The organism is Hoeflea sp. EC-HK425, from assembly GCF_902498795.1.
Taxonomy (GTDB): domain Bacteria; phylum Pseudomonadota; class Alphaproteobacteria; order Rhizobiales; family Rhizobiaceae; genus Hoeflea; species Hoeflea alexandrii.
In genome coordinates this window covers 2,094,640-2,117,537 of the sequence record NZ_LR701572.1, presented here as the reverse complement: position 1 = coordinate 2,117,537, position 22,898 = coordinate 2,094,640, and the positions used below count along the sequence as shown (strand labels likewise).

The 22,898-nt window shown below is 62.4% G+C and carries 22 protein-coding genes; 16 read left to right on the top strand and 6 right to left on the bottom strand.

The window, feature by feature from the left end:
* Positions 1-179 precede the first annotated feature (179 nt).
* On the bottom strand, positions 180-3,599 hold the full coding sequence (locus SPHINGO391_RS13005; RefSeq protein WP_152009220.1) for an indolepyruvate ferredoxin oxidoreductase family protein: 3,420 nt from the start codon (positions 3,597-3,599) through the stop codon (positions 180-182).
* Positions 3,600-3,725: 126 nt separating this feature from the next.
* On the opposite strand from SPHINGO391_RS13005, the gene SPHINGO391_RS13000 reads away from it, so the two are divergent.
* Positions 3,726-4,196: an Lrp/AsnC family transcriptional regulator gene (locus SPHINGO391_RS13000; protein ID WP_244615185.1), complete on the top strand. Its 471-nt coding sequence runs from the start codon at positions 3,726-3,728 to the stop codon at positions 4,194-4,196.
* Position 4,197: 1 nt separating this feature from the next.
* Here the strand turns inward: SPHINGO391_RS13000 and SPHINGO391_RS12995 are convergent, their stop codons facing one another.
* Complete coding sequence (locus SPHINGO391_RS12995; protein WP_193217427.1) at positions 4,198-4,629, bottom strand: RDD family protein; 432 nt, start codon at positions 4,627-4,629, stop codon at positions 4,198-4,200.
* Positions 4,630-4,767: 138 nt separating this feature from the next.
* Positions 4,768-5,823, bottom strand: a complete 1,056-nt coding sequence (gene hemB / locus SPHINGO391_RS12990) for a porphobilinogen synthase (RefSeq protein ID WP_152009218.1) — start codon at positions 5,821-5,823, stop codon at positions 4,768-4,770.
* Positions 5,824-6,048: 225 nt separating this feature from the next.
* Here hemB and SPHINGO391_RS12985 point away from each other — a divergent pair, with 225 nt between their 5' ends.
* The 9 genes from SPHINGO391_RS12985 (at position 6,049) to SPHINGO391_RS12945 (ending at position 13,772) form a co-directional block, all read left to right on the top strand.
* On the top strand, positions 6,049-6,495 hold the full coding sequence (locus SPHINGO391_RS12985) for a DUF6163 family protein (protein WP_152009217.1): 447 nt from the start codon (positions 6,049-6,051) through the stop codon (positions 6,493-6,495).
* A 125-nt stretch (positions 6,496-6,620) separates the two neighbouring features.
* On the top strand, positions 6,621-7,145 hold the full coding sequence (locus tag SPHINGO391_RS12980; RefSeq protein WP_244615184.1) for a MarR family winged helix-turn-helix transcriptional regulator: 525 nt from the start codon (positions 6,621-6,623) through the stop codon (positions 7,143-7,145).
* Between the two features lie 242 nt (positions 7,146-7,387).
* On the top strand, positions 7,388-7,801 hold the full coding sequence (locus tag SPHINGO391_RS12975) for a hypothetical protein (protein WP_152009216.1): 414 nt from the start codon (positions 7,388-7,390) through the stop codon (positions 7,799-7,801).
* A gap of 48 nt (positions 7,802-7,849) precedes the next feature.
* Entirely contained in the window at positions 7,850-8,350 is a 501-nt protein-coding gene (locus SPHINGO391_RS12970) for a hypothetical protein (RefSeq protein ID WP_152009215.1), read from the top strand.
* 374 nt (positions 8,351-8,724) lie between these two features.
* Positions 8,725-9,996, top strand: coding sequence for a L,D-transpeptidase family protein (locus SPHINGO391_RS12965; protein ID WP_152009214.1), 1,272 nt, complete (start codon positions 8,725-8,727; stop codon positions 9,994-9,996).
* A 246-nt stretch (positions 9,997-10,242) separates the two neighbouring features.
* Positions 10,243-11,556, top strand: a complete 1,314-nt coding sequence (glyA, locus tag SPHINGO391_RS12960; protein WP_193217280.1) for a serine hydroxymethyltransferase — start codon at positions 10,243-10,245, stop codon at positions 11,554-11,556.
* Positions 11,557-11,562: 6 nt separating this feature from the next.
* The gene (gene nrdR, locus SPHINGO391_RS12955; RefSeq protein ID WP_152009213.1) at positions 11,563-12,045 is read left to right on the top strand and encodes a transcriptional regulator NrdR; all 483 of its coding nucleotides are present in this window, start codon (positions 11,563-11,565) and stop codon (positions 12,043-12,045) included.
* A 4-nt stretch (positions 12,046-12,049) separates the two neighbouring features.
* The gene (gene ribD, locus SPHINGO391_RS12950) at positions 12,050-13,153 is read left to right on the top strand and encodes a bifunctional diaminohydroxyphosphoribosylaminopyrimidine deaminase/5-amino-6-(5-phosphoribosylamino)uracil reductase RibD (protein WP_244615183.1); all 1,104 of its coding nucleotides are present in this window, start codon (positions 12,050-12,052) and stop codon (positions 13,151-13,153) included.
* 4 nt (positions 13,154-13,157) lie between these two features.
* Positions 13,158-13,772: a riboflavin synthase gene (locus SPHINGO391_RS12945; RefSeq protein ID WP_152011550.1), complete on the top strand. Its 615-nt coding sequence runs from the start codon at positions 13,158-13,160 to the stop codon at positions 13,770-13,772.
* Between the two features lie 24 nt (positions 13,773-13,796).
* Here the strand turns inward: SPHINGO391_RS12945 and SPHINGO391_RS12940 are convergent, their stop codons facing one another.
* Positions 13,797-15,173 (bottom strand): O-antigen ligase, encoded by a 1,377-nt coding sequence (locus SPHINGO391_RS12940; RefSeq protein WP_152009211.1) that lies wholly within the window; start codon positions 15,171-15,173, stop codon positions 13,797-13,799.
* Positions 15,174-15,388: 215 nt separating this feature from the next.
* On the opposite strand from SPHINGO391_RS12940, the gene SPHINGO391_RS12935 reads away from it, so the two are divergent.
* A complete protein-coding gene (locus tag SPHINGO391_RS12935) occupies positions 15,389-15,766 on the top strand; it encodes a VOC family protein (protein ID WP_152009210.1) in 378 nt (125 codons plus the stop codon).
* Positions 15,767-15,797: 31 nt separating this feature from the next.
* Here the strand turns inward: SPHINGO391_RS12935 and SPHINGO391_RS12930 are convergent, their stop codons facing one another.
* Complete coding sequence (locus SPHINGO391_RS12930) at positions 15,798-16,514, bottom strand: DUF2161 family putative PD-(D/E)XK-type phosphodiesterase (RefSeq protein ID WP_152009209.1); 717 nt, start codon at positions 16,512-16,514, stop codon at positions 15,798-15,800.
* Positions 16,515-16,783: 269 nt separating this feature from the next.
* On the opposite strand from SPHINGO391_RS12930, the gene ribH reads away from it, so the two are divergent.
* From ribH to SPHINGO391_RS12905, 5 genes are all read left to right on the top strand, one after another.
* A complete protein-coding gene (gene ribH / locus SPHINGO391_RS12925; protein ID WP_152009208.1) occupies positions 16,784-17,239 on the top strand; it encodes a 6,7-dimethyl-8-ribityllumazine synthase in 456 nt (151 codons plus the stop codon).
* Positions 17,236-17,751, top strand: coding sequence for a transcription antitermination factor NusB (gene nusB, locus SPHINGO391_RS12920; RefSeq protein ID WP_193217426.1), 516 nt, complete (start codon positions 17,236-17,238; stop codon positions 17,749-17,751). The genes ribH and nusB overlap by 4 nt, the downstream gene beginning before the upstream one ends.
* Before the next feature lie 5 nt (positions 17,752-17,756).
* Positions 17,757-18,995 carry an MFS transporter gene (locus tag SPHINGO391_RS12915; RefSeq protein ID WP_152009206.1) on the top strand — a complete coding sequence of 413 codons (1,239 nt, stop codon included), beginning with the start codon at positions 17,757-17,759 and terminating at the stop codon, positions 18,993-18,995.
* A 258-nt stretch (positions 18,996-19,253) separates the two neighbouring features.
* On the top strand, positions 19,254-21,407 hold the full coding sequence (locus SPHINGO391_RS12910; RefSeq protein ID WP_152009205.1) for a sodium-translocating pyrophosphatase: 2,154 nt from the start codon (positions 19,254-19,256) through the stop codon (positions 21,405-21,407).
* Between the two features lie 107 nt (positions 21,408-21,514).
* Entirely contained in the window at positions 21,515-22,276 is a 762-nt protein-coding gene (locus SPHINGO391_RS12905) for a DUF4239 domain-containing protein (RefSeq protein WP_152009204.1), read from the top strand.
* Between the two features lie 55 nt (positions 22,277-22,331).
* Here the strand turns inward: SPHINGO391_RS12905 and SPHINGO391_RS12900 are convergent, their stop codons facing one another.
* Positions 22,332-22,841, bottom strand: coding sequence for an outer membrane protein assembly factor BamE (locus tag SPHINGO391_RS12900; protein WP_152009203.1), 510 nt, complete (start codon positions 22,839-22,841; stop codon positions 22,332-22,334).
* Positions 22,842-22,898: the final 57 nt, after the last annotated feature.

The window sequence follows — 22,898 nt, the reverse complement described above, 5'->3', positions numbered from 1 at the left end:
CCGGTGGCGCTGTCTGCTGCCACTTTACCGCGCCACCGGCTCACGCGCCTAGGGCGAATATTTCAGGCCGCTCAATTCCGGCGCAACGGCTGAGGCGATGGTTGACCGAACATGAAACGAATCTTCCGGCCTGTCCATGCCGCCGGTGCTCTTGGCTCAGCGGCGTCCTCTGCAAGCCGTCAGCGCGGCAGCAGCGCTTCAACCCTTGCTTTCACCGTGTCGACCGCCGCGTGCTTGACCGGGCCGTAGCCGCGTATGTCCATTGGCGCGGACAGCACCTGGCACCATGTTTCGGCTGTCTCCGGCGTGATTTCCCGCTCGCAGCGCGCCATCAGCGTTTCGAACCACGCGATCAGCCCGCGCTCCATCTTGCGCTCGGCGGTATAACCGAAGGGATCGAGCGCCGTACCGCGCAGGCCCTTGAGCCGAGCGAGCATTGAGAGCGCTGGCCGGATGGCGGGCCCGAAGGCGCGCTTCAGCGGCCGTCCGCGCGCATCCTTGCCGCCGGCGAGCAGCGGCGGCGCGAAATGATGAACGACCCTGAATTCGCCCTCGAAGCGGTCCTCAAGGCTCCTGCGGAACGCTGAATCCTGGTGGAGCCGTGCGACTTCGTATTCGTCCTTGTAGGACATCAGCTTGAACAGCGATTTTGCCGCCGCGCTGGTCAATCCGGCCCCGAGTTCGGCAGGCATCCTCGCCTCGAACCCGGTCATCCGGCTGCGATAACGATCCGCCCAGGCCCGGTTCTGGTAGCCTTCCAGAAACACGGCCCGCCGCGCGATGATGTTCTCGGGCGAGGTTGCGAAGTCTGGTTTCGGGTTGAGATGAGCAGCCAATGCCGAGGGGTCGGAAGCCATCAGCCGGCCGCAGGCAAGCGCCCGCTTGTTGGCGTCGATTGCGACATTGTTGAGTTCGATCGCCCGCATCAGTGCATCGAGCGTCACCGGAACCAGCCCGCGCTGCCAGGCAAAGCCGAGCATCATCACATTGGCATAGACGGCATCGCCGAACAGCGCCTCGGAGGCCAAATTGGCGTCAAACGCAGCCAGATTGTCAGCGCCGACGACTGCGGCGATGGCGGAGGCGCGGCTGTCGATGTTGAGATCGGCATCGCGCCTGAGCACCAGATCGCCGGTCGGCATCGACGCGAGATTGAGCGCGACCGATGTTCCGGCGCGGTAGGTTCCCGATGCCTTGGGTGACGAGGAGACGACCACATCGCAGCCTATCACAGCGTCCGCCATGCCGGTGTCGATGCGGACCTGGTTGATGGCATCCGGGTCGCGGCCGATCCGCACGAAGCTCAACACCGCGCCGAATTTCTGCGCAAAACCGGTAAAATCGAGAATGCTCGCACCCTTGCCCTCCAGATGCGCCGCCATCGAGATCAATTGCCCGACGGTGACCACGCCGGTGCCGCCAACGCCGGTAACCAGCAGGTTGAACGGCGCGTCAAGGCCTGGAAGCGCGGGCAGGGTGACGGTTTGCATCAGCTTTTCGATGTCGAGATCTGCCGGTTTCGGCTTGCGCCGCTCTGCGCCTTCGATGGTGACGAAGCTCGGGCAGAAGCCATTGAGGCAGGACATGTCCTTGTTGCAGTTGGACTGGTTGATCTGCCGTTTGCGGCCGAATTCGGTTTCCTTTGGCTCGATGCTGAGACAATTGGATTCGGTCGAGCAATCGCCGCAGCCCTCGCAAACCAGCTCGTTGATAACCGCGAATGTCTTCGGATCCGGCAACTCGCCGCGCTTGCGTCGGCGGCGCTTCTCGGTGGCGCAGGTCTGCTCGTAGATCAGCACCGAGACGCCCGGAACCTCGCGCAATTCGCGCTGGACGGCGTCCATTTCGGCCCGGGCATGGATGCTGATCCCGCCCGGGAAGTCCGCAGCCGAGAACTTGTCCGGATCGTCTGACACCAGCGCGATCCGCTCGACACCCTCGGCGCGGCAGATATGGGCGATCGCCTGAACGCTGACCGGTCCGTCCACCGGCTGCCCGCCGGTCATGGCCACGGCATCATTGTAGAGGATCTTGTAGGTGATGTTGGCCTTGGCCGCGATCGCCTGGCGGATCGCCATCGAGCCCGAATGATACCAGGTGCCTTCGCCGAGATTCTGGAAGATGTGGTCCTTGCCGGTAAAGCGCGAGGAGGCCGCCCAGTTGACGCCTTCGCCGCCCATCTGGATCAGCGACGAGGTCTCGCGGTCCATCCAGCTGGCCATGAAATGGCAGCCGATGCCGGCCAGCGCCTTCGAGCCCTCGGGCACCTTGGTCGAGGTGTTGTGCGGACAGCCGGAGCAGAAATAGGGCGTACGCGTTGCGCCCGGATCGGAAAGGGCTACGACCGGCTTGCCGGTGATCTCGGCAGCGCGCGCGGCAAAATTCTCGCCCCGGAACACGCCGTCGAGCCGCTTGGCGATCAGCGGCACAAGTTGCCTCGGCGACAGTTCGCCGGTCCAGGGGATCAGCCGGCAGCCGGTCTCGTCATGCTTGCCGACCATGCGCTGCGGCTTGTCGCCGGGCCAGTCGTAGAAATACTCCTTGAACTGGCTTTCGATGATGCCGCGTTTTTCCTCGATCACCACCACTTCGCGTTTTTCCCGCACGAAATCGAGCGCCGCGCGCCGCGCGAGCGGCCAGACCATGCCGACCTTGTAGATGTCGATGCCGAGCGCCCGGCAGCGCGCCTCGTCGAGGCCAAGCAGCCTGAGTGCTTCCATCAGGTCGAGATGCGCCTTGCCGGTGGTGACGAAGCCGAAGCGGGCATCCTTGATGCCGTAGACCGCCCGGTCGACCGGGTTGGCATCGGCGAAGGCAAACACCGCGTGCTTCTTGGCCTCCATCCGCTCCTCGATCTGCGGGCCGGGTAGGTCGGGCCAGCGGTAGTGCAGGCCGGTGGCCGGGATCTGGAAGTCCGGCTCGGCAAACACGCGGTCAGGCTTGAGCAGGAAGGAACTCGCACCCTCGACCGTTTCCGAAATAGCCTTGAAGCCGACCCACATGCCTGAATAGCGCGACAGCGCGTAGCCATATTCGGCGAACTCGAGATATTCGGCCACGCTGGCCGGATTGAGCGTCGGCATGAACCAGGCCATGAACGCCACGTCCGACTGGTGCGGCATCGAGGACGAGACGCAGCCATGGTCGTCGCCCGCCACCACCAGCACCCCGCCATGCGGCGAGGAGCCATAGGCGTTGCCGTGCTTGAGCGCGTCACCGGCCCGGTCGACGCCCGGACCCTTGCCGTACCAGAGCCCGAACACGCCTTCGACCTGCCGGTTCGGATTGGTTTCCACCTGCTGCGAGCCGAGCACCGCGGTGGCCGCCAGATCCTCGTTGACCGCGGGCAGGAATTCGATCCCGCCTTTTTCAAGCCGCGCCTTCTGCCGCCATAATTCCATGTCGAGCCCGCCGAGCGGCGAGCCACGATAGCCCGAGACAAACCCGCCGGTCTTGAGCCCCGCCTCGCGGTCGCGCCGGGCCTGGTCGAACAGCGCCCGGACGAGCGCCTGGGTGCCGGTCATGAACACGCGGCCGGATGCGAGCGCGTAGCGGTCGTTGAGCGTGTAATTGGATGGGGCGGGTGTGTGGAATGTCATGGGCAGCTCCTCTGCCCGTCACCATACCACTCCCACGCTGGCAGATCTTGCCAGATTGGCCGATTAAGGCCATAAATATGGCAGGATCCTCCAGCAATATATCTAACAGAGAAAAAATTATCCGGAATGACCAGAGAATCTGAAATGCAGCCGGCAGACCGGCAGATCCTCAAGGCGCTGCAGCAGGATGGCCGTATCTCCAACCAGGACCTGGCCGAGCGCGCGGGCATGTCGGCATCCGCCTGCTGGCGGCGGGTCAAGGCGCTGGAGGAGGACGGCGTCATCGAGCGCTACACGGCGCTCGTCAATCCCGAAGCCGTCGGCCTGAACTTCCACGCCATGATGCACGTGGTGCTCTCACGCCACCAGGCCGGTCATGTGGAAAATTTCATTCAGGCGGTGATGGGCCGCCCGGAAGTGCTCGACTGCTTCGCCACCACCGGCGACGCCGACTACCACCTGCGCATCCGCTGCCGCGATCTTGCGGCCTACAACGCGTTCCTGGAGGACTTCATGTTCGCGCTCGAAGGCGTCTCGACGGTGAAGACCAATTTGATCCTGAGGCAGCTAAAGCACGAGACGCGGGTAGAGGTGTGACTTACCCCCGCACCACCACGGTGCCGAGCAGCCAGTCGTGCACGGTCTGCTTGCGGTCGAGCACCAGCGTGGCGAGCAGGATGAACGGGGTCAGCACGGCGTTGAGCGCCCAGAACAGCACGCCGTGGACGACGGCCAGCATGAAATCGACCGGGCGGCCGTCGAGGCGCGCAAGTCGGATGCCCATCACCCGCATGCCGGGGGTTGCCTGGTTCGGTCCGCCCATGGTCATCCCGATATAGGGAATGGCGACCAGCAGGAACAGCAGCGGGTAGAGGAAGAAGCCAAGACCCAGCGTGAAGATGCCGATGAAGAAGATCAGGATCGCCACCGGTACACACAGCGCCAGAACGATGGCGTAGTCGATGAAAAACGCCAGCACACGCTTGGTGCGCACACCGTCATAAAGCGCGATATCATCGTAAGCGCCCATGGCGGGATTGTCTGCACTTTCGCGGATCGGCTGGCTCATCGGTTTCTCCTGTCATCGGCGCGGACAGGTCGCCCACGCTCAATCTGATGTAGGAACTCGAGCCCCGCACTTAAAGGGTTTCGGACGAGCCGCAGCGGATCACCAGCCGCCCTTGGCAAGCTGCCGGGCCGCTTCCGGGGCGAAATAGGTCAGCACGCCGTCGCAGCCTGCGCGCTTGAAGGCCAGCAGTTTTTCCATCATCACCCGTTCGCCGTCGATATAGCCGGCGGCGGCTCCGGCCTTGACCATCGAATACTCGCCCGACACCTGGTAGGCGAAGACCGGCAGGCCGTATGTGTCCTTCAGCGCGCGGCAGATGTCGAGATAGGTGAGCCCCGGCTTGACCATCAGCATGTCCGCACCTTCCTCGACATCTAGGCCCGCGTCCCGGATCGCCTCGGTGGCGTTGGCGGGATCGAGGTAATAGGTGCGCTTGTCGCCCTTGAGCAGCCCCGAGGTGCCGATCGCCTCGCGGTAGGGGCCGTAAAGCGCCGAGGCGAACTTGGTGGCATAGGACATGATGCCGACCGACTGGTGGCCGGCGGCATCGAGTGCCTGGCGGATCGCGCCGATGCGCCCGTCCATCATGTCCGACGGTGCGATGATGTCGGCGCCCGCATCGGCCTGGTGAACGGCGGCCGCGGCGATGATGCGCACGGTCTCGTCATTGACGATCTCGCCGTTGCGCAACACCCCGTCATGGCCGTGATCGGTGAAGGGGTCGAGGGCCACATCGGTGATGATCCCGATTTGGGGCACTTCCTTCTTGATGGCGCGTGTGGCCCGGTTGATCAGGTTGTCGGCTTCAAGCGCGTAGGATCCGGTCTGGTCGCGGTGTTCCATTTCGACATTGGGGAAAGTGGCAAGTGCCGGAATTCCCAGATCGGCCGCCATTTTGGCCGCTTCCACCGCCTTGTCGACCGACATGCGGCTGACGCCGGGCATGGCGTCGATCGGCTCAAGCACATTTGTTCCGGGAATGATGAAGATCGGCCAGATCAGGTCATCGACGGTCAGCCGGGTCTCGCGGGTCAGTCGCCGCGACCACTCGGCGATCCGGGTCCGGCGCATCCGGCGGTGGCCGGTGATCTGATCCACATCGCTCGCCGCCGCAGCCTTCAGTCCGGCAGCCGTGTTCTTCTTGTCCTCGCCCATGTCTTTCCATCCCTTGGCTTCCGCTGCCCCGGCGTCCTCGCCAGGCCCGGTGCGTTCGTATCAGTCGCTTTAGACCGCACCGGGGGGCAAACGGTCAAGCCGGACAAATCATCCGGTCTCATCCGTGTTTGCCCACGGGCTTGCACCGCACGCGGCGGATTGGCTATGACAGGAGCCCGTCGGGGGCTGTTGTCACCCGCGCCCCCCGGACAAGGAGTTTCCTGAATGGCGATACTGCAGATCGGCACCGCCCCGGAAGTCGGCACCGGCGCGATCGAAGCCAGCTTCCGGCTGTTCGTCCGGCTGGTGGCGTTGAGTTCGCTGCTTGCAGGGCTGCACTATTGGGGGCGTCTGATCGGTTACTCCGATGGCGGCGTCTACCGGTTCGATCTTATCCCGTCCTACTGGCAACTGGCATCGGCCTCGCTTGCGGTTTTGCTGCCGGTGGCGGCGGTCGGCCTGTGGATGCAGGTCTCCTGGGGACCAGTGCTCTGGGTGGTGGCGGCCGGTTCTGAAATCATCATGCACCAGGGCTTGCCACAATGGTTCGGAGAGCGTCCGCTGCTGATTGCAGCCCACGCGGTGGTCATCTGCGTCTATGTCGGGTTTCGCATGGCACTCTTCGTCAAGCGACGCTTTGACGCCAGGCAGGTAACAACTGATTCACTTTGATTGACGGTCGGTGACGGGTAACCCGCTGTTAAGCTTGCAGTTTAAGTAGAATTTTAGGCGTATTCGATAGGGTCTGTCTCAAGGCGGGAACAAAAGCCGCCACAACAAACAGTGAGGCAGTCATCATGTCATATACCAATTCAGCTCTTGCGGCGGGACCCAAATCCGCAGTTGCAAACGACGAATCCGAGGCCCTGCGTGATCTCTATCTGGAATCACTGCAGCTGGTCGAGCGGCTCCACCGCCGTCTTCTCGATGTCATCAAGGACGAGTTCGACCGCGCCAATCGCACCGACATCAATGCCATCCAGGCATTGCTGCTGTTCAACATCGGCAATTCCGAACTGACGGCGGGCGAGTTGCGCAGCCGCGGCTACTATCTCGGCTCCAACGTCTCCTACAATCTCAAGAAGCTCGTTGATCTCGGCTACATCAATCACCAGCGTTCGCGGGTCGATCGCCGCGCAGTGCGCATCAGCCTGACCGAGCACGGTGCCGAAATCGCCGAGACGGTAGGCGCGCTTTATGACCGTCACATCAATTCGATCGCCAAGGTCGGCGGTATCGGCGCCAGCGAGTTCGAGGAGCTAAACAAGCTGATGCAGCGCCTCGACCGGTTCTGGAACGACCAGATCCTCTATCGCCTCTGAACCGGCGGTCCATACCAATCCAGTAAAACGCGGCGGGCTCCAAACCCGCCGCTTTTCGTTTGCGCTCCCGGTCCGGGCGGCAGACGCCTCCGCCGGTGTGGAACAGTCGTGTCTCTAAATACAACTTAAAATATTTATAATTACTGATTGCAACCTATAGAATATAAGCCTAGCCTGATAAGCGGCATTCCGGCTCGGGAATGCCGATCCGGCACTTCAACCCAAATACGAGGAGACATCTCATGAGCCAGCCAAGTCCGGGCAATTGCCCCGTCCAGATCCAGGTCTATGTCGACACCAACGCGGCCAAGCAGAATTCCACCGCCGGCGTCTACATGGTCGACAATCGTGTCAACAGCGGCAGCACAGGCGAGGGGTCGCTCGATCTGGACACCAATGTATCGAAGGCCTCGAACGTCTGTTTTCAGGTCATCAACATCGATGCGACATCCGATGTGACGGTGGAGTTTACATCCTTCGGCAACTCCAATGCCTGGGGAACCCAGATACCCGCCATGTGGGACAACAATGCCAAGGTCTGGACCGCGCAGGCGGCCAACCAGGGCGGCAATCAGCCCTACAGCTTCGTTCTGCGGGTCGGAAATGCCACCCCGTTCCAGGTCAGCGTGACCACGCCGACGCTGACCGTCAGCTGATTTTCCAGACACCGGACAATCATCAGCCAAACCGAGGAAGGAATAGAAATGTCCAACGCCATGGTATTGATCAGTCAGAACAGAAAGCCGAACCTGAGAGCTCCCATCGTCCAGACCGCCGTCACGATCGCGCTCGACACCAAGTACCTCATCTCGCAGCCGCCGGGAACCAATTCGCGCGGCATCTACATGTTCGACAACCGCGTCAACAACGGCAGCAGCAACGAGGGGGGACTGGAACTGTCGACCGTGTGCAATGCCGGAGACATCATGAGTTTCGAGGTCATTGCCATCAATGAACTCATGGGTGGTTCCGCCGACACGGTGAAGATCACCGGCTTCAACGTCTCCCAGGGCAATGTCTTCGGCGGCAGCGAAGGCGCACCCATCCCCTATCATCTGCCGGGCACGTCCCCCGGTGCCTACTGGCTGGCCCAGGCGGTCAACGCTGGCCAGCAGGTTTACCAGATCTTCGTCGAGATCACGAGTTCGGGTCTTCACCCGATCGTCCGCGACATCACCTGGGATCCCTACATCACCGCGAAGTAGGATCCCGTAGGCCTTTGGCAATCAGCCGGCGCAAAGAGCGCCGGCTTTTCTCATGCGGCGGCGTCAGCGCCCATGGGTTTGGCATGATGGCATGAGGCAAGTTCGCTGCAAACAGCCGAGCAGGGTGCGCGCTGGGGAGGTCTCTTGCCGTCACCTTGCGGCATTGCCGAATCCGGAACATCAATTAGCCATATTGCCGTGAGACCGGATGTGCTAAGAATGGGGCTGTGGAAATGCGGTTTTCTCCGGTCGCGGGCTCACGCAAAAGTGTTGTGGCTTGCTTGAAGGAGCAGTTTTGGTCCCCATTTCTTAACGTTAACAATGGTACGAAAAGCCGGACCTGACGCTAGAACCGATTGCATGGTGGATGACGCATGAACAAGCCAACCCGACCTGATACACTCTCCCGTCGCCGTTTTATCGGTCGCGCCGCAGCGCTGGCCGCTACCACCGTCGTGGCAGGTCCTGCTCTGGCTCAGTCCGCGATTGAAGATATCATCAATTCGCCGCGCCGCGGTACCTGGGACGACCAGTTCGACGCCAAGAGTTCGCGCTCTGTGGCAGCGACCGCCACCCGTCATCCGATTGCGAGCGCCGACACCATCGCCTTCGTCGAGCGCGCAATCTTCGACTACCAGAACCTTGTCGCCCGCGGCGGCTGGCCGATCGTGCCCGCCACCAAGAAACTGCGCATGGGTGTCTCCGAACCCGAAGTCCGCCTCCTGCGTCAGCGGCTGATGGCATCGGGCGATCTCGACCGCAATGCCGGTCTCTCCAATGCGTTCGATTCCTATGTCGACGGTGCGGTCAAGAAGTTCCAGGCCCGCCACGGCCTTCCGCCGGACGGTGTGCTCGGCAGCTACTCCTACCAGGCGCTCAATGTCTCCGCCGATGTCCGCCTCGGTCAGCTGGAGACGAACCTCGTGCGGCTGCGCTCGATGTCGGGCTTTCTTGGTGACCGGTATGTCATGGTCAACATTCCGGCAGCCCAGATCGAGGCTGTGGAAAACGGCTCGGTGGCGCTGCGCCATACAGCCATCGTCGGCAAGATCGACCGTCAGACGCCGATCCTCAATTCGAAGATCCACGAGATCATTCTCAACCCCTACTGGACCTCGCCGCGCTCGATCATCGAGAAGGACATCGTTCCGCTGATGCGCAAGGATCCGACCTATCTGGCTCGCAACAACATCCGCCTGTTTGACGGCAAGGGCGAGGAAGTCGCGCCGGAAATGGTCGATTGGCATGCTGAAAAGGCGCCGGAACTGATGTTCCGTCAGGATCCGGGCAAGGGCAACGCCATGTCCTCAACCAAGATCAATTTCCACAATCCGCACGCGGTCTACATGCACGACACCCCGCAGCAGGGCGTCTTCAACCAGCTCATGCGGTTTGAATCCTCGGGCTGCGTGCGTGTGCAGAACGTGCGCGATCTCAACACCTGGCTGCTGCGCGACACGCCCGGCTGGAACCGCCAGGCCATCGAGGCGACGATCGCTTCGGGGGAAAACACCGAGATTGCGCTGTCGACTCCGGTGCCGGTCTATTTCACTTATTTCACCGCCTGGGCCTCTGGGGACGGAATTGTCCAGTTCCGTGACGATGTCTACCAGCGCGACGGTGTCGACGAACTGGCGCTGCGCTGAACCGGCACCTTTGCTGAGAGATGATCCTGAAAACCGCCCCTTGCCGGGCGGTTTTTTGTTCTGCGCTGCACAATGACGCAATCAGGACGGCGGATATTGCCCTCGTCATGCGACGGGGGTAAACAGCCGCATCCGGACCGGAACACATTGCTCCGGATTCGAGCTAATCTTTGGACGCCGCCGGACCACAGGCGGACGTTACGTCAGACCCGAGCCATACCCCGAGTCACACAAGGAACCCGGAACATGTCCAACGCGACCGCCGCCGCCCGTTTTTCAGATGCATCGTTCAACCGCACCCTGGCTGATGCCGATCCCGCACTGTTCGGTTCCATTCAGAGCGAGCTGGGCCGCCAGCGGCATGAGATCGAGCTGATCGCTTCAGAGAACATCGTCTCCCGCGCGGTTCTGGAAGCGCAGGGCTCGGTGATGACCAACAAATATGCGGAGGGCTATCCGGGCCGTCGCTATTATGGCGGTTGCCACTTTGTCGATATCGCCGAGGAACTGGCCATTGACCGGGTCAAGCAGCTGTTTGACTGCGGCTTCGCCAATGTTCAGCCGAACTCCGGTTCGCAGGCTAACCAGGCCGTGCTTCTGGCTCTTGCCAAGCCCGGCGACACGCTTCTGGGCATGAGTCTCGACGCCGGCGGTCACCTGACCCATGGCGCCCGGCCCAACCTGTCGGGAAAATGGTTCAACGCGGTCCAGTACGGCCTCGATCTCGCCACCGGCACCATCGACTATGACCAGGTCGAGGCGCTCGCCCACGAGCACAAGCCGCGCATCATTATCGCCGGCGGCTCGGCCTATTCGCGCCAGATCGATTTCGCCCGTTTCCGCGCCATTGCCGACGCGGTTGACGCCATCCTGTGGGTCGACATGGCGCATTTTGCCGGTCTCGTCGCCGGCGGCGCTCATCCAAGTCCGTTCCCGCATGCTCACGTGGCGACTTCGACCACCCACAAGACCTTGCGCGGGCCGCGCGGCGGCATCGTTCTGACCAATGACGAGGATATCGCCAAGAAGATCAATTCGGCAGTCTTCCCCGGCCTGCAGGGTGGTCCGCTGATGCATGTCATCGCAGCCAAGGCTGTGGCCTTCGGTGAGGCACTGACCCCGGACTTCAAGCACTACATCGGCAACGTTGTCCGCAACGCCGAGGTGTTGGCCGAAACTCTCGTGGCCGGTGGCCTCGAGATCGTCTCCGGTGGCACCGACACCCACCTGATGCTGGTTGACCTCAGGCCGAAGAACCTGACCGGCAAGGCGTCGGAATCCGCGCTCGGTCGCGCCTTCATCACCTGCAACAAGAACGGTGTCCCCAACGACCCGGAAAAGCCGACGATCACCTCGGGTGTCCGTCTCGGTACGCCGGCCGGCACCACCCGTGGCTTTGGCGAGGCCGAATTCCGCGAAATCGGCGCATTGATCCTCGAGGTTCTCGACGGCCTCAAGGCCGCCAACTCGGAGGAGGGCAACGCCCAGGTGGAAGCCGCGGTGAAGGAAAAAGTGGTGGCGCTGACGAACCGTTTCCCGCTTTATCCGCATCTCGGGTAAGCCGGTATGCGCTGTCCCTATTGCGGTTCCGAAGACAGCCAGGTGAAGGATTCGCGGCCAGCCGAAGATGGCGCCGCGATCCGTCGCCGGCGGGTCTGTCCCGATTGTGGCGGACGTTTCACCACCTTCGAGCGCGTTCAGTTGCGCGACTTGCAGGTTCTGAAGAAAACCGGCCGCAGGGTTCCCTTCGATCGCGACAAGCTGGCGAAATCCTTCCAGATCGCGCTGCGCAAGCGCCCGGTTGATCCCGAGCGCATCGATCGCGCGGTTTCGGGCATCGTGCGCCGGCTGGAAAGCTCGGGAGAAACCGAGATCGCCACCGACGAGATCGGCCTGCTGGTGCTCGAGGCGCTCAAGGCCTTGGATGATGTGGGGTTTGTTCGGTATGCTTCGGTCTACCGGGATTTTTCCGGGCCGGAGGATTTCGAGCGCACCATCGCCGAGCTGACTGCCCGGATCGCCAATGACAGTTCCGTCGGGGATATCTGACACGATGGCCGTGAGCGCGCGCGACCGCCGTTTCATGGCGGCGGCAATCCGGCTGGCGCGCTGGCACGAGGGCCGCACAGGTTCCAATCCGTCTGTTGCAACATTGATCGTGCGCGAAATCGAAGGCGCGCCGGTGATCGTCGGACGCGGCGTGACCGCCATCGGCGGGCGACCGCATGCCGAGCCTCAGGCTCTGGCCGAAGCCGGGGAGCTGGCGCGCGGCGCAACCGCCTATGTCACGCTTGAACCCTGCGCCCATCATGGCCGCACGCCGCCTTGCGCGGAGGCCCTGGTCGCCTCTGGTGTCACCCGTGTGGTGGCGGCTGCGACCGATCCCGACGAACGCGTCTCCGGCCGCGGTTACGCCATATTGCGCGCCGCGGGCATCGAGGTCGAGGAGGGCGTGCTGGCGCGCGAGGCGGAACGCGATCTGGCGGGCTACCTCAAGCGGCGCACCAGCAACCGCGCGCATGTGACTCTCAAACTTGCAGTCTCTGCCAATGGCATGATCGGACGGCGCGACGGCCGGCAGGTGGCCATTACCGGCGAGATCGCCCGTCACCAGGTCCATGCGCTACGCGCCCGCTCGGATGTGATCCTGATCGGGGTCGGCACCGCCATCAATGATGATCCCGAGCTGACCTGCCGGCTTCCGGGGCTGGAAGACCGGTCTCCGGTCCGCCTTGTCCTTGATACCCAACTCAGATTGCCGGCCGGGTCCCGGCTTGTGGCAACGGCGCGGGATGTTCCCCTGTGGATTGCCACTGCCGCCGCTCCGGATGATCCGCGCCGGGCCGAGCTCGCTGAACTGGACGTGGAATTCCTCGCCTGCGACGCCCATGACGGGCGCATCGCGCTGCCGGAATTGCTCGAGGATATCGCGGCCCGCGGCCTCTCGACGGTATTCGTCGAAGGCGGCGCCGATGTCGCCCGCACCTTTCTGGCCGAGGATCTTGTCGACCGCCTGATCCTGTTCACGGGTGAGGGGAGTGTTGACGGCGATGCGGTGAACGCACCGGTCACCAGGACCACCGTCCCCGAGGCTTTCCGGCCGCTCGCTTCCATGACATACGGGACCGACCAGATGGATGAATACGAAAGGGCCTGACACCATGTTTACCGGCATCATCACCGATATCGGCCGGGTGGCCGCAGTGACCGAGCGCGATCAGGGCGTGAGCCTGCGCATTGAAACCGCCTGGGATCCGGCCGGCATCGATATCGGCGCCTCGATTGCCTGTTCGGGGGTTTGCCTCACGGTGACCGCACTGCCGGCCGACGGTGAGAATTCCCGCTGGTTCGAGGTCGAGGCCTGGGAGGAGGCGCTGCGGCTGACCTCCATCGGCACATGGGCAGCCGGCGCCAGGATCAATCTCGAGCGCTCGCTGAAAATCGGCGACGAACTCGGCGGCCACATGGTCTCCGGTCATATCGACGGTCAGGCCGAGATCATTGCCATCAGGGACGAGGGCGAAGCCCGCCGTTTCACCCTGCGTGCGCCGGGTGAATTGTCCCGGTTCATCGCGCCCAAAGGGTCTGTGGCGCTCGACGGAACGTCGCTGACGGTCAATGCCGTCGATCAGACCGATTTCGACGTTCTCCTGATCCGGCATTCGCTGATGGTCACCACCTGGGGAGAACGCGGGGTCGGCGACCGCGTCAATCTCGAGGTGGACCAGATGGCGCGCTATGCCGCGCGTCTCGCCGAAACCGCCAAGCCCGTCTGATTTCGGTTTTCACCACTGACCGGGTCAGCGCGGGAACGGGTCTTCGCCGAGGCGGAACCGGGCGGCCAGATGTAGGCCGAACACCGCAAAGACATGCATCAGCCACAATGAATCGTTGCGCGCCAGGAAAAATGTCTCCAGGAAAGACAGCAGCGCCGCGAAGACGATGATCATGAAGAACATGTCGGCGATCTTCCTGTTACCCGGTATTTTTCGTGCTTTGGCGTAGTTGAACATTGGCCCGATGAACAGCACCCAGAGCAGCACCGCGCCGCCGATGATCCCGAGATTGAGCACGATATCGAGATAGTTGTTGTGACCGTGAACGATGAAACGGTAGTCCCAGGCCGATTCAAAGGGCTTGTCGAGCAGGAAGACGTTGTCGGTGCTCCAGAAATTGTAAAGGCCGAAACCCGTCCACGGCTGTTCGGGGATCTTTGACAGGCTGAACTCCCAAAGGGTCGTGCGCCCGGTATAGGTGCGGTCACCGAGCAGATCCTCGATCAGATAGGAAATGCGCCCGCTGTAGAGCGAGCCCAGCGTCGCCGCCGCCACACCGGCGAGAGTGACCAGAAAGGCCAGGATGGCCGCCCCGCTGCGCCCGAACAGGCCGGCCATCATCACGATCATGATCGACAGCGGAAAAAAGCCGCTGGTGGTTTTCGATCCGGTCTTGAGCACGAACAGCGCGCCGGCGAGGAAGATGATCAGGCCACCGAGGCGATGACCCGTTCGCATCAGATAAATGCCGAAAATGGCAATCACGCACATCACCGGGCCGGCAACGTTCTTGTGGCTGAAATGACCGCGCCACAACCCGGCATGCTGGGGCTCATAGGCGTCGTAACCGTGGGTGGCCAGATCCGGCACCACCACCAGTCCGCCATAGGACATGGCGAGCGCAGCCGCCGCTCCGGCCAGCAGCGCGATCTGGAAATCCCGCTCGCTGCGCGGCAGCGCAATCGTAGAAAACGCGATGAACATGCCGATCACGGTGAGCACCACGGCACGGATCATTGAGTCCGGATCCGGTGCCTTTGCCACCGAATAGGCAAGGATGACAGCCAGCATCAGGTAGCTTGGCGTGAGCAGGCTTGCGAGCACTTTTCGGCTTGCCAGGCACATCATTGCCACGGCAAACACCAGGCCCGCCGCCAGAAAGCCGATCTGGTTGACGATGCTGCCGCCGTCCCCGCCGGTTTCGCTGACCAGGCTGGAACTGACGAAGGGGCGAAGCGAGATCAGCATCAGCGCCATGCCGGCCGCCGACAGCACGATCGCCGACAGCCGCAGAAGCCCGGGCGTGATGATACCGGGCCGGGCAAAGTCGAGACCGTGCTGCAGCGGAGAAAGTGCCGCACGCCGCAAGGGGCCGGAAGTGAAGGAAGGTGCGTGGCGCATGCCGTTGCCCGGGCGAGAGGTGTCAGGCTCCGAGCATCCGCATTTATGGTTAACCTTGTGTAAACAAGGTCATTCAAATGCGTGCCTGCATTGGTTGAACAAGTCCGCCGGATGGTATATCGCAGTATCAGGCACCGCCCTGTATCGCGATGAATGACCGCTCCACCGGCACCGACCGGCCCTGCACAGTCGCTTCTTTGACTATGGGGTAAACCATGACAGCCACCCGTTCCTCGAATGTATATCTCGGTCGCATAGCGGCCACGATTGCGGTCAGCGATATTGCTGCCGCCTGTCAACTGTACAACACTGTTTTCGGGTTCGAGTGCGTGTTCAGCAATGGCGACCCGACCGGATTCATGATCCTGAAGAAGGATGATGCAGAACTGCACCTGACGCTTCAGAAGGATCGCAAGCCGGCGCCGTTCAATGTCGCACACATGATGGTGTCCGACGCAAACGCCGCGTACGAGTTGTGCCAGGCGAACGGCCTGAGGATCATCAAGCGGATACAGGACAAGGACTACGGCTTGAGGGCGTTCGTGTTCGCCGACCATGACGGCAACCGCATCGACGTCGGCGAGGCGTTGTAGCGGGCAGGGTGGGTCCGGTGCCCGGCTGGGGTCAATCCCGTACGTTGGCTGGAACTGGTGTTTCTGCGACCTTGTCCGGATCGCCAAGCAGCGCCAGCGCCTCCGATCCCTTCGGGCAGAGGCCGTAAATCCCGGTCGCCAACCGTTCGAACCAGCCGTAGTGATTATTGGCCATCAGCGCCCTCGCTCTGTCGACGCCGGAGGCCTTCGCCACCAGCGCGGCCTTTGTGGGACCGAGTTCGGAGAGAACCCGTGCGCAGCGAAGCGCATCCTGCCGGTAGGCGGTCATCAGGCCCTGGCGTGTCGCGCCACCGGAAGTGGGATCGCCTGTACGCTTGGCGAACTCCTTCAGCAGGCGTGCCTTCTTGATGTTGGATTTCCTTGGCTTGTAGGGCGCCGGATCGGCATGCACCTCCACCAGCCCATCTTTCAGCCGCACCGTCATCAGCCCGAGCCCAAGCCGGCGGCAGAGCGATGTATTGGCGGCGATCGCCTTCTGGAACGCCCGCCCTGTCCCGCGCGGCACAGCGATATAGACCACATCGGTGATCGCTTGCCTTTCGATGCCCTGGTGAAACAACGACAGCGAGAACCCGGTTTTCAGTTCCACGACAAGCGGATCCTCATCGGCGCGGACGGCGACGATATCCGCCGCCCCGATCTCGCCCTTGACCGCATAGCCCTGGCTTTCGAGCAGGGCCTTGACCGGCGGATAAAGGTCGGTTTCTCGGGGTTTGGCTGCGCTCATGATTGCCTGCATAGCGGAGTCGTTTCGTTCCGCAAAGGTACCGGCGCGATCCAGCGCGCGGGGGGAGCATGGAAGGGCATTCGGCAGCAACTGCCGCACGCACGGGCCGCGGAAGCGGACAAAAGGCCGCTGGAACCAGCCAAACAGCCATTTCCGCTTGCCAAGCTGCGGACAAAGTGATTTGACCGCGCTCTGATCCGACCCAGTTCTCAGGTTCCAGTGAGGAACCCAGACGCGAGGCAATTCTGTCCGCAAAAAGGAAAGCCGTCATGGCCAAGCCCAAGATTCCGCATCTTCTCATCGTTGAAGCGCGTTTTTACGATGACATGTCCGATGCCCTGCTGGATGGCACGAAATCCGCTCTCGATGCCGGCGGCGCCACCTATGACGTCGTCACCGTTCCGGGTGCTCTGGAAATTCCGCCAGCCATTGCCATGGCGCTCGACGCGATGGACGAGGGCGGCGCGGAGTATGACGGGTTCGTGGCGCTTGGCGTGGTCATTCGCGGCGAAACCCACCATTTCGACATTGTCGCCAATGAATCGGCGCGCGGCCTGATGACATTGTCGATTTCCGAATCGCTCGCGCTCGGCAACGGCATCATGACCACAGAGAACGCCGAGCAGGCATGGGAGCGGGTCCGCAAGGACCGGCTCGACAAGGGCGGCTTTGCAGCGCGCGCGGCGCTGACGATGATCGCGCTGAAAGACAATCTGGCGGGCTGAACGTGGCGACAGAAGACACTTCCTCACCATCGGCGCCCGAGCCGGAAATCAAGGCCGCCAACCAGCGCGGCGCAGCACGGCTGGCCGCGGTCCAGGCGCTCTATCAGATGGATATTGGCGGTGCGGGCGTGCTCGAGATCGTCGCCGAATATGAAGCGCATCGTCTCGGCAGCGAAATCGATGGCGAGCAGTACCGTCCGGCCGATCCGGCCTGGTTTCGCGCCGTCGTATCCGGCGTGGTCGACAACCAGCGTGCACTTGACCCGGTGATTCGCTCCGGTCTGACCGAGGACTGGCCATTGTCACGGCTTGATGCCACGTTGCGCGCGATCCTCAGGGCAGGGGCCTGGGAACTCTCCGCCAAGAAGGATGTACCGGTGGCTGTCGTCGTCAATGAATATGTCGATGTGGCGCGGGCCTTCTTCGACGGCGAGGAGCCCAAGATCGTCAATGCGGTGCTCGATCGCCTGGCACGCAAATATCGCGGCGACCAGAACCCCGGCAAGGACTGACCAGCATGGCGTTTCTCGACAGGGTGGGGCTCGCCGGGACAACCGATGCCGAAAATCTTGCCCGCCGCAACGCGCTGTTGCTCTCGGGCGCGCAGGCGTTCGGTGGAGCGGCCGCTCCCATCGCCATTTCCATGGGTGGACTGGCCGGCTTCTACCTGCTCGGCGCCGACAAGTCCCTGGCAACGGCCCCGGTCACCGGTTTCAATCTCGGCGTTGCGATCGGCGCGCTGCCCGCCGCCTGGCTGATGCGTCAGATCGGACGCCGTTACGGCTTCCTGTCGGGCATGGTGATGACCGCGCTTGGCGGGATTATTTCTTCTATCGCGCTGTTCCGGCATGACTTCTGGCTGTTCGCCATCGGCATGATCTTTATCGGCCTGGGCGGCTCTTTCGTTCAGCAGTACCGGTTTGCAGCCGCCGACGGCTCCCCCACCAATTTCAAGGCCCAGGCCATCTCATGGGTGCTGGCTGGCGGTGTCTTCGCCGCCATCATCGGGCCGCAGACCGTGATTTTCACACGTGAACTGTTCGATCCGGTGATGTTTGCGGGCTCGTTCGTGGCCCTCGTGCCGCTGGCCCTGATCACCATGTCGATCCTGTGGTTTCTGCGCATCCCCAACGACACCAAGCCCGGTGACGCCGGCCACGATGAAACACCGGCCAGGCCGCTTCTCGAGATCATCAGCCAGTCCCGCTTCATCACCGCGATGATCTGCGGTGTCGGCTCCTATGCCCTGATGACCTTCATGATGACCGGTGCGCCGCTCGCCATGGTCGGCTGTGGCTTCTCGCCGGAACTGGCGACGCTCGGCATCCAGTGGCATGTCATGGCCATGTTCGCGCCGAGCTTCTTCACCGGCAAGCTGATCGCCCGCTTCGGCCGCGATACCATCACCGCCGCCGGCCTTGTGATTTTGCTTGGCTGCGCCATCGTCGCCCATATGGGCATAGAGTTGTGGAACTTCTGGCTGGCCCTGGTGCTTTTGGGAGTAGGCTGGAACTTCGGCTTCATCGGTGCCACCACCATGGTGACCATGACCTACAGGCCGTCAGAGAAGAACAAGGTGCAGGGCTTTCACGATGTCACCCTGTTCGGCATTGTTGCCTTTTCCTCGCTGATGTCGGGCAAGGTGCTCAATGCGTGGGGCTGGGACGCCCTCAACAGCCTGTTCTGGCCGGTTGCGCTGTTCTGTCTGCTGGCGCTGGGCACGCAGGTCCTGCTGGAGCGCCGCCGCTCGATCTGAACGGTCTCGCCGGTGTGATGCTGCTGGGCCGCGGTGTTTTTGCGGACGCGGACCATCAGCGGCCATTCCGGCAGCGTTTCCCAATGCTTATTGGCTGTGCCCTGGCAATAACACCATATGCGCCCTTGACGGCACCCCACCTGTGTCGCAATCATCCGCCGCGATGCGGCAGGGTGCCCGGACGTGTGGTCCGTGCAGCTTTCGCCGCGCAATACCTGGCCGGGGGGAGGATTCCGGCCAAATTGGAGGGATATCAGCATGACAATTCTTTTTGCTGTGATCGCCTGCGGATTGCTTTCCGTTGTCTACGCCATCTGGGCGACCAAGTCGGTGATGGCCGCCGACCAGGGCAACGCACGCATGCAGGAAATCGCAGGCTACATTCGTGAAGGCGCTCAGGCCTACCTGAACCGCCAGTACACCACCATTGCCATCGTCGGTGCGGTGGTTTTCGTCATTACCTGGTTGTTGCTCGGCGCGACCGCCGCCATCGGCTTCCTGATCGGCGCGGTGCTGTCGGGTGCCGCGGGCTATGTCGGCATGCATGTGTCCGTGCGCGCCAACGTGCGCACCGCGCAGGCTTCGGCGGTCAATCTTGCCGGCGGCCTCGACATCGCCTTCAAGGCGGGCGCCATCACCGGCATGCTGGTGGCGGGTCTCGCGCTTTTGGGTGTTGCGGTCTACTACTACATCCTCACCGGCCCGATGGCGCTTGCCTCTGATAGCCGTCAGGTGATTGACGCGCTGGTGGCATTGGGCTTTGGCGCCTCGCTGATTTCCATCTTCGCCCGTCTCGGCGGCGGTATCTTCACCAAGGGCGCCGACGTTGGCGGCGATCTCGTCGGCAAGGTTGAAGCCGGCATTCCCGAAGACGATCCGCGCAACCCCGCAACCATCGCCGACAATGTGGGCGACAATGTCGGCGACTGTGCAGGCATGGCTGCCGACCTGTTCGAAACCTACGCGGTGACCGTTGTCGCCACCATGGTTCTGGGCGCCATCTTCTTTGGCGGCATGGATGTGCTCGGCTCGGCCATGCTCTATCCGCTGGCGATCTGCGGTGCATCGATCATCACCTCGATAGTGGGCACTTTCTTCGTCAAGCTCGGCACCAACGGCTCGATCATGGGCGCGCTCTACAAGGGCCTGATCGTGACGGGCGTGCTCTCCATCATCGGCCTGGGCGGCGCCACCTCGCTGACCATCGGCTGGGGTGAGATCGCCGTTATCGACGGCAAGTCGATCACCGGCACAGCACTGTTTGCCTGCGGCGTCGTCGGTCTGATCGTCACCGCGCTGATCGTGGTCATCACCGAGTACTACACCGGCACCAACAAGCGTCCGGTCAACTCGATCAGCCAGGCATCGGTCACCGGTCACGGCACCAACGTCATCCAGGGTCTCGCCATTTCGCTGGAATCGACGGCTCTGCCGGCGATCGTCATCGTTGGCGGCATCATCTCGACCTATCAGCTTGCCGGCCTGTTCGGCACCGGTATCGCGGTGACCGCCATGCTCGGCATCGCCGGCATGATCGTGGCACTGGACGCTTTCGGCCCGGTTACCGACAATGCCGGCGGCATCGCCGAAATGTCGGGTCTTCCGCCGGAAGTCCGCCAGGCCACCGATGCCCTCGACGCCGTCGGCAACACCACCAAGGCCGTGACCAAGGGTTACGCCATCGGTTCGGCCGGTCTCGGTGCACTGGTGCTGTTCGCGGCCTACTCGAACGACCTTCAGTTCTTTGCCGCCAAGGCGAACGCGGAAGGCTCGACGCTGTATCCCTACTTCAAGGATATGGGCGAGATCTCGTTCGATCTGTCCAACCCCTACGTGGTTGCCGGCCTGATCTTCGGTGGTCTGATCCCCTACCTGTTCGGCGGCATCGCCATGACGGCTGTGGGACGTGCGGCCGGCTCGATCGTGGAAGAGGTTCGCAGCCAGTTCAAGGCAAAGCCCGGCATCATGGCAGGCACCGAAAAGCCCGACTACGGCCGTGCGGTGGACATCCTGACCAAGGCTGCAATCCGTGAAATGATCGTGCCGTCGCTGCTGCCGGTTCTGGCGCCGCTGTTTGTCTATTTCGGCGTGCTGTTGATCTCCGGCTCGAAGGCATCCGCCTTTGCTGCCCTTGGTGCATCGCTGCTCGGCGTGATTGTCAACGGCCTCTTCGTCGCCATCTCGATGACCTCGGGCGGTGGTGCATGGGACAATGCCAAGAAGTCCTTTGAAGACGGCTTTGTCGACAAGGATGGCGTCAAGCACGAAAAGGGATCGGATGCCCACAAGGCTTCCGTGACCGGTGACACCGTTGGCGATCCCTACAAGGACACCGCCGGCCCGGCCGTCAACCCGGCCATCAAGATCACCAACATCGTTGCACTTCTGTTGCTGGCAGTGCTTGCGCACTGATCAAGAGACAGGATTGTCATAACAAGGACCCCGCGGACAGCCATGTTCGCGGGGTTTTTTGATGCTATGTTCGCAGCGGCGCATAGCCGCGCAGAACGGGAGGGGCAATGACCGTCGCTGTCTTGGAAGGAAGCGGTTTCATTCTGGGAACCGCAGCACTGACACTGCTTTGCTATCTGCTCATGCGCTACCTGACCGGCGGTGACCCGGAGCAGCACACAAAGGATCTCGCCGGTTCGGTGATCTTCCGGGTCTCCGCTTTGCACGGGCTTATCCTGGCGCTGGTGTTTGCCCAGGAAATGGTGGATTACCAGCAACTGAAATTCGAAAGCACCGTCGAGGCCAATGCGATCGCCGACGTCTATTTCGATGCCCGGCGTTATGATCCGGATTTGGCGCCGGTGGTGCAGGAGCCGATAGAGGCCTATCTCGAACTCGTCGTTTCACGGGAATGGGATCATCTGGCCGAAGGCAAGGGCCTGTTTGGCCCTGCCTGGGGGCAATGGGACGCGGCGTATGAGGCGGTGCTTGATCTTGAGCCGGCCGACCAGCGCCAGGAGAGCCTGCGCAGCCATATGCTTGACCGTATCCATGTCATCTCGGAAACGAGGGTCAAGCGTGAAAATCATGCGGCCGGCTCGATCAGCGCCATGTTCTGGTTCGCGGCAATGGCCGGCGTCGTCCTCATCGCGCTGGCCTACTACCCCTATCCGGTGCAGCGGCACAATGTCATGCTGATTGTCATGTTCGGCGCCTTCACGGGCCTGGTCCTGTTCTTTATCTCCGCCTTCTCGAATCCGTTCGACCCGCCCGGAGCGATCGGAACCGGCCCCTATCTGCGGCTTATTGAGCAGATTGCACGCTCATGAAATATGGAGATGAGGCCGCGGCGCAGCCCGAAAGGCTGCGCCTGGCTGGTTGGGATCAGTTGCCGCCGCCAAGGATGTTGCGGGCCGAGTTCGCCGCCGATTCAGCGCTTGATGCGCCGGCCAGGACCTGGGCAAGGAACGACTTGTCGACGCCGCCGGTCGGCGTCGTACGGGAGATCATGTCGAACACCCGGCCGTCCTGAAGTGTGTAGTTGGCGATCTGCTTGACCGTGCCTTCGTCATCGAAATAGACCGCCAGCACCGACTGGTCGACCAGCTTCGGCTTCATGAACATCGCTGCGCGTGTACGTTTCTGCGAGACGTAGTAGAAGACTTCATTGTCGAAGGTCGCCGTGGTCGAAGGCGTACCGAGCGACAACAGCACCTGTTCCCGGCTTGACCCGACAGGTGTCAGTTCAAGTGCGGTCTGATCGACGACGTAACCCTGATGGAAGACTTCCCCGGTTGTGCAGCCGCTCAGCGCGATCGTCGAGACCAGCGCGATTGCTGCGCCGAGACGCAAATTCCGTCCGGTTGCCTTGAAAACTCTTATCGTCAACGACATCTCCCTTTGGCACGCAGGCTTGAAAGCCGCAGCCATTGCGTTTTGCGTCCCATTCGG

Bases quoted from the DNA above. Each gene is read 5' to 3' on its own strand.
- SPHINGO391_RS12940 (WP_152009211.1), bottom strand. From the start codon at position 15,173: ATGCGCCACGCACCTTCCTTCACTTCCGGCCCCTTGCGGCGTGCGGCA.
- SPHINGO391_RS12905 (WP_152009204.1), top strand. From the start codon at position 21,515: ATGACCGTCGCTGTCTTGGAAGGAAGCGGTTTCATTCTGGGAACCGCA.
- SPHINGO391_RS12975 (WP_152009216.1), top strand. From the start codon at position 7,388: ATGAGCCAGCCAAGTCCGGGCAATTGCCCCGTCCAGATCCAGGTCTAT.
- SPHINGO391_RS12900 (WP_152009203.1), bottom strand. From the start codon at position 22,841: ATGTCGTTGACGATAAGAGTTTTCAAGGCAACCGGACGGAATTTGCGT.
- SPHINGO391_RS12965 (WP_152009214.1), top strand. From the start codon at position 8,725: ATGAACAAGCCAACCCGACCTGATACACTCTCCCGTCGCCGTTTTATC.
- ribD (WP_244615183.1), top strand. From the start codon at position 12,050: ATGGCCGTGAGCGCGCGCGACCGCCGTTTCATGGCGGCGGCAATCCGG.
- hemB (WP_152009218.1), bottom strand. From the start codon at position 5,823: ATGGGCGAGGACAAGAAGAACACGGCTGCCGGACTGAAGGCTGCGGCG.
- SPHINGO391_RS12970 (WP_152009215.1), top strand. From the start codon at position 7,850: ATGTCCAACGCCATGGTATTGATCAGTCAGAACAGAAAGCCGAACCTG.
- SPHINGO391_RS12995 (WP_193217427.1), bottom strand. From the start codon at position 4,629: ATGGGCGCTTACGATGATATCGCGCTTTATGACGGTGTGCGCACCAAG.
- SPHINGO391_RS13000 (WP_244615185.1), top strand. From the start codon at position 3,726: ATGACCAGAGAATCTGAAATGCAGCCGGCAGACCGGCAGATCCTCAAG.
- SPHINGO391_RS12935 (WP_152009210.1), top strand. From the start codon at position 15,389: ATGACAGCCACCCGTTCCTCGAATGTATATCTCGGTCGCATAGCGGCC.
- glyA (WP_193217280.1), top strand. From the start codon at position 10,243: ATGTCCAACGCGACCGCCGCCGCCCGTTTTTCAGATGCATCGTTCAAC.
- ribH (WP_152009208.1), top strand. From the start codon at position 16,784: ATGGCCAAGCCCAAGATTCCGCATCTTCTCATCGTTGAAGCGCGTTTT.
- nrdR (WP_152009213.1), top strand. From the start codon at position 11,563: ATGCGCTGTCCCTATTGCGGTTCCGAAGACAGCCAGGTGAAGGATTCG.
- SPHINGO391_RS13005 (WP_152009220.1), bottom strand. From the start codon at position 3,599: ATGACATTCCACACACCCGCCCCATCCAATTACACGCTCAACGACCGC.
- SPHINGO391_RS12945 (WP_152011550.1), top strand. From the start codon at position 13,158: ATGTTTACCGGCATCATCACCGATATCGGCCGGGTGGCCGCAGTGACC.
- SPHINGO391_RS12985 (WP_152009217.1), top strand. From the start codon at position 6,049: ATGGCGATACTGCAGATCGGCACCGCCCCGGAAGTCGGCACCGGCGCG.
- SPHINGO391_RS12910 (WP_152009205.1), top strand. From the start codon at position 19,254: ATGACAATTCTTTTTGCTGTGATCGCCTGCGGATTGCTTTCCGTTGTC.
- SPHINGO391_RS12980 (WP_244615184.1), top strand. From the start codon at position 6,621: ATGTCATATACCAATTCAGCTCTTGCGGCGGGACCCAAATCCGCAGTT.
- SPHINGO391_RS12915 (WP_152009206.1), top strand. From the start codon at position 17,757: ATGGCGTTTCTCGACAGGGTGGGGCTCGCCGGGACAACCGATGCCGAA.
- SPHINGO391_RS12930 (WP_152009209.1), bottom strand. From the start codon at position 16,514: ATGAGCGCAGCCAAACCCCGAGAAACCGACCTTTATCCGCCGGTCAAG.